The 9059-nt window shown below is 28.3% G+C and carries 10 protein-coding genes; 9 read left to right on the top strand and 1 reads right to left on the bottom strand.

Translation table 11 applies throughout. The annotated features are described in order from the left end of the window. The first annotated feature begins 275 nt into the window (after nucleotides 1-275). From tsaE to ACTHUW_RS11920, 7 genes are all read left to right on the top strand, one after another. Nucleotides 276-731, top strand: coding sequence for a tRNA (adenosine(37)-N6)-threonylcarbamoyltransferase complex ATPase subunit type 1 TsaE (gene tsaE / locus ACTHUW_RS11950; RefSeq protein WP_442213402.1), 456 nt, complete (start codon nucleotides 276-278; stop codon nucleotides 729-731). Further along, the gene (gene tsaB, locus ACTHUW_RS11945) at nucleotides 728-1441 is read left to right on the top strand and encodes a tRNA (adenosine(37)-N6)-threonylcarbamoyltransferase complex dimerization subunit type 1 TsaB (RefSeq protein ID WP_442198467.1); all 714 of its coding nucleotides are present in this window, start codon (nucleotides 728-730) and stop codon (nucleotides 1439-1441) included. The genes tsaE and tsaB overlap by 4 nt, the downstream gene beginning before the upstream one ends. Further along, entirely contained in the window at nucleotides 1413-1880 is a 468-nt protein-coding gene (rimI, locus tag ACTHUW_RS11940; protein ID WP_442213400.1) for a ribosomal protein S18-alanine N-acetyltransferase, read from the top strand. Before tsaB ends, rimI begins: the two co-directional genes overlap by 29 nt. Nucleotides 1881-1895: 15 nt before the next feature. Beyond that, nucleotides 1896-2615 (top strand): YIP1 family protein, encoded by a 720-nt coding sequence (locus ACTHUW_RS11935; protein WP_442213398.1) that lies wholly within the window; start codon nucleotides 1896-1898, stop codon nucleotides 2613-2615. Between the two features lie 40 nt (nucleotides 2616-2655). After that, the gene (locus ACTHUW_RS11930; RefSeq protein ID WP_442199831.1) at nucleotides 2656-2862 is read left to right on the top strand and encodes a hypothetical protein; all 207 of its coding nucleotides are present in this window, start codon (nucleotides 2656-2658) and stop codon (nucleotides 2860-2862) included. Nucleotides 2863-2930: 68 nt separating this feature from the next. Further along, nucleotides 2931-3944 carry a tRNA (adenosine(37)-N6)-threonylcarbamoyltransferase complex transferase subunit TsaD gene (gene tsaD, locus ACTHUW_RS11925; protein ID WP_442210938.1) on the top strand — a complete coding sequence of 338 codons (1014 nt, stop codon included), beginning with the start codon at nucleotides 2931-2933 and terminating at the stop codon, nucleotides 3942-3944. 48 nt (nucleotides 3945-3992) lie between these two features. Beyond that, complete coding sequence (locus ACTHUW_RS11920) at nucleotides 3993-4193, top strand: TM2 domain-containing protein (protein ID WP_442210931.1); 201 nt, start codon at nucleotides 3993-3995, stop codon at nucleotides 4191-4193. 253 nt (nucleotides 4194-4446) lie between these two features. On the opposite strand, the gene abc-f is transcribed toward ACTHUW_RS11920, so the two are convergent. Next, the gene (gene abc-f / locus ACTHUW_RS11915; RefSeq protein WP_442213396.1) at nucleotides 4447-6354 is read right to left on the bottom strand and encodes a ribosomal protection-like ABC-F family protein; all 1908 of its coding nucleotides are present in this window, start codon (nucleotides 6352-6354) and stop codon (nucleotides 4447-4449) included. A 215-nt stretch (nucleotides 6355-6569) separates the two neighbouring features. Here abc-f and ACTHUW_RS11910 point away from each other — a divergent pair, with 215 nt between their 5' ends. Together ACTHUW_RS11910 and ACTHUW_RS11905 are read left to right on the top strand one after the other, a co-directional pair. After that, a complete protein-coding gene (locus tag ACTHUW_RS11910) occupies nucleotides 6570-7199 on the top strand; it encodes a redox-sensing transcriptional repressor Rex (RefSeq protein WP_442210935.1) in 630 nt (209 codons plus the stop codon). 41 nt (nucleotides 7200-7240) lie between these two features. Then, nucleotides 7241-8986: a sigma 54-interacting transcriptional regulator gene (locus ACTHUW_RS11905; protein WP_442213394.1), complete on the top strand. Its 1746-nt coding sequence runs from the start codon at nucleotides 7241-7243 to the stop codon at nucleotides 8984-8986. Nucleotides 8987-9059 lie beyond the last annotated feature (73 nt).

Raw genomic sequence — 9059 nt, 5'->3', positions numbered from 1 at the left:
TTACCAATTGATAGTTTTGTAGAAATGGGAGCAGTTCTTAATAAGTATGTTGTGGATGTAAAATCTCTAGTTATATTTGCAATTACGCCTTTTAATATAGTAAAGGGTATATTGATTTCAGCTATAACTATACCATTATATAAAAGAATATCACCAATTCTGCATAAATAAAAAATCTAAAACCAAAGCTGTATGCTTTGGTTTTTTCTTGTATATAATGATTAATAACTATATAATACATAGTAAGACTAAGTAAGGAAAAGGGTTGAAATATAGTGGAAATAATTACAATAGATACAAGAGAAACAGAAAAATTAGGTGAAAAAATAGGAAAATTATTAAATTCAGGTGATGTAATTTGTTTAGATGGAGATTTAGGGGCAGGAAAAACCACCTTAACTAAATCTATTGCAAGAGGGCTTGAAGTAGAAGAATATGTAACAAGTCCTACATTTACCATAGTAAATGAATATGATGGAAGACTTCATGTAAATCATTTTGATGTATATAGGATAGCAGATATAGATGAAATGTATGATATAGGATATGAAGAATATATTTATTCTGAATCTGTAAGTATAATTGAATGGGCATCAAATATAGGTGAAATACTTCCAGATCAAAGAATAGAAATATATATAGAAACAATAGACGCAAATAGTAGGAAATTTAATATAAAATTAATAGGTGAAAGATATAAATATTTAGAGGAGGAGCTGAGGAAGATATGAAAATACTTGCAATAGAAAGTTCAACTAGGGTTGCAACTTGTGCTGTAATGGATGATGATAGTTTACTTGGTGAACATATAATAAATGACAATATGACTCATTCTGTAAAGTTGATGCCAAGTGTAGCTAGCCTCATGGATAATTTAGGACTACAGCCTAAAGATATAGACATATATGCAGCTGCAGTAGGTCCTGGATCATTTACAGGCCTTAGAATAGGCATAGCAAGCATAAAAGCTATGGCACATGCTCATAAGAAGAAAACAATAGCTATACCAACTATGGACGCTCTTGCCTTTAACATACCCTTTGCTGATGGTATAATAGTTCCTATGTTAGATGCTAGACGTGATAGAGTATATTGTGGAATATACAAATGGGTAGATTCTAAGTTTATTGTGGAAATGGAGCAAGATGTTTTAAATATCAAGGATTTGATAGATTTACTTAAAAAAAGAGATGAAAAAATAATTATAAATGGTGATGTGAAAGAAAAGTATGAAGATATGTTAAAGGAAGAATTAGGTGAAAGAGTAATCTTTTCAACTAAGGCAGGTCAAATGCCAAGGGCATCTTCTGTAGCAGAGCTTGCACTTATTAAGTTTAACAATAATGAAAGCATAGATTATAAAGATTTACTTCCAGAATACTTAAGAAAGTCCCAAGCTGAAAGACAATATGATGAAAAGATTAATAAAAAAAATGAATGATATAATTATAAGAGAGATGAATGTAGATGATATAGATGATGTATTAGAGGTGGAAAAGGTATCATTTTCTACTCCTTGGTCAAAAGAGTCCTTTATACAAGAAGTAAAAGAAAATAAACTTGCCAGATACATAATAGCGCAAGTAGATGAAAAGGTAGTAGCTTATGGTGGTATGTGGCTAATCTTAGATGAAGCACATATTACAAATGTTGCTGTAGCTACTGGATTTAGAAATATGGGAATAGGTCAAATGATTATTGATGGTTTAATAAATATTTGTAATGAACTGATAATCAATCACATGACACTTGAAGTAAGAAAATCTAATTATCCTGCTATAAAGTTATATAAAAACAATAGATTCGTAGAAATAGGGACTAGACCAGGCTATTATGCTGATACAAAGGAAGATGCAATCATCATGTGGAAAGAGATATAAGGAGTGAGTGTTTAAGTGAAAAACAATGATGAAGAATTTATAGATTATAGTGATGTGCGGGAACTTACTATAAAAGAAAAAATCAAAGATGTATTTACAAATCCTGTAGAATTATTTAAAAGTTTAAAATTTCATCCAAATTTGAAGTTATCTATTTCAATAATAATATTACTTTCATTTTTAGCTTCATTTATAGATATAAGTTCTCCTGAATTTATAAATAATACTATAGAAAGTGCTAAAGAAAGTGGACAAGAAGTACCAAGTGGAAGTCAGTTAGATTTATATAAATATATGGCTATTTTTTTCACTACTATAATCCCGCTAATAATAATATCCTTTAAAGCTTTTATGATAACAGGGCTTTCTGTTTTGGTTGGTGGAGATGGTGATACAAGAGAAGGATTACTTGTAACAACTTATTCATATATTCCTGTAGCAATAGCTACTCTTATATCAAAAATTATAGTGAGATTTACAAGTCTTGATTTTTTTGATTTTAATTTAGCTATGCTTCTACCAGAGTCAATTGAAGGAACAGTGTTTTTTGGTCTAGCTTTAAGTTTAGATATTTTTATAATATGGTATTTGGTATTATCATTTATTGGTACAAGGTATATATTTGAGATATCTTATAAAAGAGCTATAACTCCAGTGTTGATTCCATGGATAATTTGGATAGTACTTTATGCTGGTCTTACTGTTGTTTTAAGTGGAGGAATAAATTTATTCTAAATAGCTATACTAATGGTATAACTATTTAGGAGGAGATAATTTGGTAAATAAAGATCAATTAAAAAATGTAGCTGAAAGATGTAGTGAATATAACTTTGAAGAAAATGAATCCTTAAGATCAGAAGTAAAATCTATGGGTGAAACAATTATTAGTTGTGAAAATTGTAAACACTTTAATCAGGATCACAAATGTAGTTTAGACTTAATAGATCCTATACTATCAAGTATAGATGAAAAATTAGATTAGGACACCTTTTGGTGTCCTTTTAATATTCTTAACTATAGTATATAATTATATTAAATATTGGAGGGATTATTTTGAAAGATATAATTACGATGGGAATTGAAACATCTTGTGATGAAACTTCAATTGCTATAGTTAAAAATGGACGGGAAGTTCTAACAAATAGGATTTCTTCACAAATAGATTTGCATAAAAAATTTGGTGGTGTAGTACCTGAAGTAGCCTCTAGAAAACATATTGAAACAATAGATTATATATTAGATGATGCTTTAAATGAAGCAAATTTAGAATTAAATGATATAGATAATATAGCTGTAACCTATGGACCAGGACTTGTTGGTGCACTTTTGGTAGGTTTATCCTATGCTAAGGCACTTAGCTTTGCAATTTGCAAACCACTTATTGGAGTAAATCATATAGAAGGTCATATATGTGCAAATTATATAGAGTATAAAAGCTTAGAACCTCCTTTTGTATGCCTTATAGCATCAGGTGGACATTCTCATTTAGTATATATAAAGGACTATGGTGAATATGAAATACTAGGTAGAACTCGTGATGATGCTGCAGGTGAAGCGTTTGATAAGATATCAAGAGCTATGAAATTAGGCTATCCTGGTGGACCTATAATTGATGATTTAGCTAAAAGAGGAAATGAAAATGCTATAGATTTTCCAAGAAGTTATCTAGAAAAAGATAGTTTTGATTTCAGTTTTAGTGGACTTAAATCAGCAGTCTTAAATTATTTAAATAGTAAGGAACAAAAAAATGAAGAAGTTATAGTAGAAGATGTGGCTGCATCTTTTCAAAGGGCTGTAGTAGATGTGTTGGTTGATAAGACAATAAGGCTTGCTAATGTTAAAAATTCTAAAATCATAGCTATTGCTGGAGGGGTTGCTTCAAATAGTGGTCTTCGTAATTTGATGAAGGAAAAGGCTAAAGAACATAAAATAGATGTGAAATATCCATCTAAAATACTATGTACTGATAATGCAGCTATGATTGCATGTGCTGGATATTATAATTATATGAATGGAAAATTTTCTGACCTATCTTTAAATGCAGTTCCAAATTTAAAACTTTGAGAGTAGGGTATAAGTATAGTAAGAAAATTTAAAAGGGTGGTTGGTTTTATGAAAAATAAATTAGTTGCTTCATTACTTGCTATATTTCTTGGTGGATTTGGTATTCATAAATTTTATTTAGGTAGAACAGGACAAGGGATATTTATGTTATTGTTTGCATGGACCGGTATACCAGAAATTATAGGAATCATTCAAGGGGTTCTTATGCTTGTAATGACTCAGAGAGATTTTGATAGAAAATATAATTAATATTTATAAAAGAAGACCTTCAAAAAGGTCTTTTTTGTTGAAAATTGTCTTATCCACATTGTTGACAGTTTTATCTACAATTCCTGTGGATAATGTGGATAAGAACTCAAATATAGGTATGTCCTTAAAAAAAATGTTGATAAGTTTGGGGATTATGTGTATAGTATGTGTATAAACTGCCAATAATATATAAATTACATATAAAAACACATAAATAAGCTAAATATTTCATAAAATTAAAAATACTACCCATTTAATCTATGAGTAGTATTTCCCATTTTTCATATAAATTATCTAAATTTTCTTTTATATTTGTAGTTTCTTGTAGATTCTTCAGACTTTTATCAGGATCTGAATAAACTTCCTCATTGCACATTTCTTCTTCTAATATATTTAATCTCTTTTCATAATCATTAATAGTTTTTTCTATCTTTTCTATTTCTTTTTTCTTTTTTTGTTGTAGGCGTAATTTTTCTCTTTGTTTTTTTTGTTCATTTTTCATCTCTGTTTTAGTTTTTGTCTCTATTTCTTCATCTTCATTTTTAACCCTATTCTTTTTTTCTATATAATAATCATAATTTCCTAAAAATTCTTCTACTCCATCACTACTTAATTCTAATATCTTATCTGTAACCTTATTTAGGAAATATCTATCATGACTTATTACAAAGAGAGTACCTGTATAATCTATAAGTGCATCTTCTAATGATTCTTTTGAATCTATATCTAAATGGTTTGTAGGTTCATCCATGAGTAATAGATTAGCTTTTGAGAGCATTAATTTCATAAGAGTAAGCCTCGCTTTTTCTCCACCACTTAAGGTAGAAATTTCCTTGAATATATCATCTCCTGTAAATAAGAATCTTGCAAGTAAACTCCTTATAGTGTAATGGTCAAAAAGAGGGTTTTCATCCCAAATTTCATCTACAATTGTTTTTGATGTATTTAAATTTGTTTGCTCTTGATCATAATATGCTGGATTTACCTTGTGACCAATATTTACTAGGCCACTATCTACCTTCACTTTGTTTAATATAATATTAAAAAGAGTAGTTTTTCCTACACCATTTGGACCTATTAATCCTACTTTTTCTCCTCTGTAAATATCAAAGGATATATTTTCAAATAATTTATTTTCTTCAAAGGATTTGGATACTTCTTTGATTTTTAATACATCATCTCCACTTTTTACTTTGGGTTCAAATCTTATTTTAGAACGTCCATCTAAAGATGTAGGTTTATCTAATACATTTATTTTATCTAACATTTTTTCTCTGCTTTTAGATTGTCTTATAGCTCTTTTTCCACCTAGGGATAATTGCTTTATCTTTTCTTTTTCAGACTTAATTTCCTTCTGTTGATTTTCATAATTTTTGGCTTGCAATTCAAGATTCTTTTTTCTTTTTTTCATATAAGTACTATAATTACCATTATATATTTCTAATTTTTTATTTTCTAATTCAAAGATCTTTGAAGCGGTAGAATCCAGAAAATATCTATCATGACTTATGATGATTGCTGCACCATTATATTCTTTTATATATTTTTCAAGCCAATTTATAGCATCTATATCTAAATGGTTGGTGGGTTCATCTAGTAATAATAGATCCGGTTTTTTAAGTAATAATTTTGAAAGTAAAACTCTTGATTTTTGTCCACCACTTAAATTGTTTATTGGTTTATCAAATTCATCTTCGGAAAAACCAAGGCCTTTTAGGACTCCTCTGATTTCGCTTTTATAGCCATATCCATTTTTTTCGCTAAATTCCTCTTGTAGTCTAGAATACTTGTTCATAAGTTCTTCTATATCAAAAGTATCATCTTGGCTTTTTTCACTAATTTCTATTTCTAAGTTTCTTATAGTTTTTTCTAATTCAATAATATATTCAAATACATTTAAAGCTTCATCATATACTGAATTATTACTATCAAATAATGTATTTTGTTTTAAATAACCTATTTTAGTATCATTTGCAATATGGATACTACCACTATCAAATGAGATTTCATCTATCAATATTTTAAACAATGTAGTTTTACCAGCACCATTTAAACCTACTAGTCCCACTTTTTCTTGTGATTTTACTACAAATGATATATTTTCTAATATTAAATCACCTATATATGATTTGTTTATATTACTAGCCGATAAAATTATCATAAATTTCACTCCTTATTTCTCATTCTATTATATATGATAATTATTTTTAAGTACAGATTTTAAAAAGGTAGAAAGATGGGTATAGTATTAAAGTGATAAAATTTTGATTAAGTTTGAAAAATCTAGTATAATGATTACTATGTGAAATTTGACGAATATTGACGACATGTTATATAATTGACACATAATAAAATGAAGAATTGAGAGGGATAAGAATGAAAAACAAGAATGTTTCAATGGCTGTAATAAGGAGATTACCAAAATACTATAGATATCTTTCTGAGCTTTTAGATAATGATATTAAAAGGATTTCATCAAAAGAATTAAGTAAATTAACAGATTTTACTGCTTCACAAATAAGACAAGATTTAAATAACTTTGGTGGCTTTGGTCAGCAAGGCTATGGCTATAATGTAGAGGATTTACAAAATGAACTAGGGAAGATACTAGGTCTAGATAAGAAATATCGTTCTATACTTATAGGTGCAGGTAATTTAGGTCAAGCTATTGCAAATTACAGGGGATTTTCAGATTCTGGATTTGAAATATTAGGGATATTTGATAAAAGTCCTAAGGCAATAGGCATGGAATTAAGAGATGTTAAAGTAAAGGATACAAAAGAATTGGCAGATTTCATCAAAGAAAATGATATTGAAATAGGTATAATATGTACACCTAAAGAAGGTAGCCAAGAAACAACAGATATTCTAGTTGAATCTGGCATTACAGGGATTTGGAATTTTGCTCCAGCAGATTTAAAGGTTCCAGACCATGTAACTGTTGAAAATGTACATTTAAATGAAAGTTTATTCACATTATCCTATCTTTTAAAGGGAAGTAATTAAGGACCATCTAATAGATGGTCCTTTCTAATATGGAGGTAATCATGAAAGTTAGAGATGTAATGAGTAAAAATCCTATAACTATAAAAGAAGATATAAAAATAGTTCAAGCTGTAAAAATAATGAATGATAATAAGGTAGATGGATTACCTGTATTAAATGACAAGGATGAACTAGTAGGTTTGTTTTCCAAAGAAAGTTTGTATGAAGCTATTTCAAAGATAGATATAAAAGAAAAAGTTAAAAGTATAATGACTAGAGATATTAAATGTATTCATGACTATGAAGATACTGAAAAGATGTTTGATATGAATATAGGAAGAGTTCCTGTTATTGATGATAAGAATAATTTAGTTGGGATAGTTACAAATACAGATTTATTAAAAGCTTACCATAATAGAAATAATATAATAAACAAAAAACTTAATACAGAAAAAAACTTGACAGGAACATTAAAAACAATATTAAACAATGCATATGATGGTATTGTACTTATAGATGAAAATAGAAAAATAAATATGATAAATAATTCTTATGCAAAGTTTTTGAATGTAGATAAGGATGAAGTCATAGGTAAAGATGTTACTGATGTAATTGAAAACACTAGACTTCATATAGTACTTGATACAGGTGAATCTGAAATAGGTGAGATACAAAAAATAGGGACACATAAAATTGTAGCAATGAGAATCCCAATAATTGAAGATGGCAAAGTAATAGGTGTTATGGGAAAAATCATGTTTAGGGATATAAATCAAGTAAATACTCTTGCAAAAAAAATAAATAGTATGGAAGATGAATTAAAATACTATAAGAAAGAACTTATAAAGGAAAGAAGGGCAAAGTATTCATTTGAAAATATTCCATCAAATAGTCCTTCTATGAATAAGGTTAAATCTTTTGCTCAAAAAGCATCTAAAAGTAATTCTACAATACTTATAGTTGGAGAAAGTGGAACTGGAAAGGAACTTTTTGCTCATTCTATACACAATGCTAGTCCTAGAAAATTAAAGCCTTTTATAAAGATGAACTGTGCTGCAATTCCTGCTGATTTATTAGAATCTGAATTATTTGGTTATGATGAAGGTGCATTTACTGGTTCAAAAAAAGGTGGAAAAATAGGTAAATTCAAATTAGCAGATGGTGGAACCATATTTTTAGATGAAATAGGAGATATGCCTTTAAATATGCAGGCAAAAATCCTTCGTGTCTTACAAGAAAAAGAAGTTGAACCTATAGGTTCAAATACTAATTATCAAATAGATGTAAGGGTAATAGCTGCAACTAATAGAGACCTAGCTAAAATGATAGTAGATGGAGAATTTAGGGAAGATTTATACTATAGATTAAATGTAATAAAACTTGAAATTCCACCTATAAGAGAAAGAAAAGAAGATTTAGATATTTTAATAGATGTATTATTTGAAAAACATAAGGGTGATGTCGGTAAGTATGTAAAAGGTATATCAGAAGATGCTAGAAATATACTCAAAACTTATCATTGGCCTGGTAATGTACGTGAACTGGAAAATATATTAGAAAGAGCAATAAATATAGTTGATTCTGGTTGTGAAATAGAAGTGATGCATTTACCTGAATATATTAGAGGTAAGATTGAAAAAAATGAAGAAACTAGTTTTTCTCTAAAAAAAGCAGTTGAGATAACTGAGAGAAATACTATATTAAATGCATTAGAACTTACAAATGGAAATAGAGTACGTGCATCGGAAATATTAAATGTAAGTAGATCTACTTTATATGAGAGAATGGAAAAATATAAAATTAAATAAAAAATTCTTGCGAACTATATTATGAACTGACCCATGTCAAGTAGACAAATAAATTAATTAAAATATTATGCAC

Source organism: Senegalia sp. (in: firmicutes), from assembly GCF_052088025.1.
GTDB lineage: Bacteria > Bacillota > Clostridia > Tissierellales > SIT17 > Anaeromonas.
Note: the sequence above shows the minus strand (reverse complement) of the source record. Positions and strands in the feature narration are given on the sequence as shown.

Bases quoted from the DNA above. Each gene is read 5' to 3' on its own strand.
- tsaB (WP_442198467.1), top strand. From the start codon at position 728: ATGAAAATACTTGCAATAGAAAGTTCAACTAGGGTTGCAACTTGTGCT.
- rimI (WP_442213400.1), top strand. From the start codon at position 1,413: ATGAAAAGATTAATAAAAAAAATGAATGATATAATTATAAGAGAGATG.
- ACTHUW_RS11920 (WP_442210931.1), top strand. From the start codon at position 3,993: ATGAAAAATAAATTAGTTGCTTCATTACTTGCTATATTTCTTGGTGGA.
- abc-f (WP_442213396.1), bottom strand. From the start codon at position 6,354: ATGATAATTTTATCGGCTAGTAATATAAACAAATCATATATAGGTGAT.
- ACTHUW_RS11910 (WP_442210935.1), top strand. From the start codon at position 6,570: ATGAAAAACAAGAATGTTTCAATGGCTGTAATAAGGAGATTACCAAAA.
- ACTHUW_RS11905 (WP_442213394.1), top strand. From the start codon at position 7,241: ATGAAAGTTAGAGATGTAATGAGTAAAAATCCTATAACTATAAAAGAA.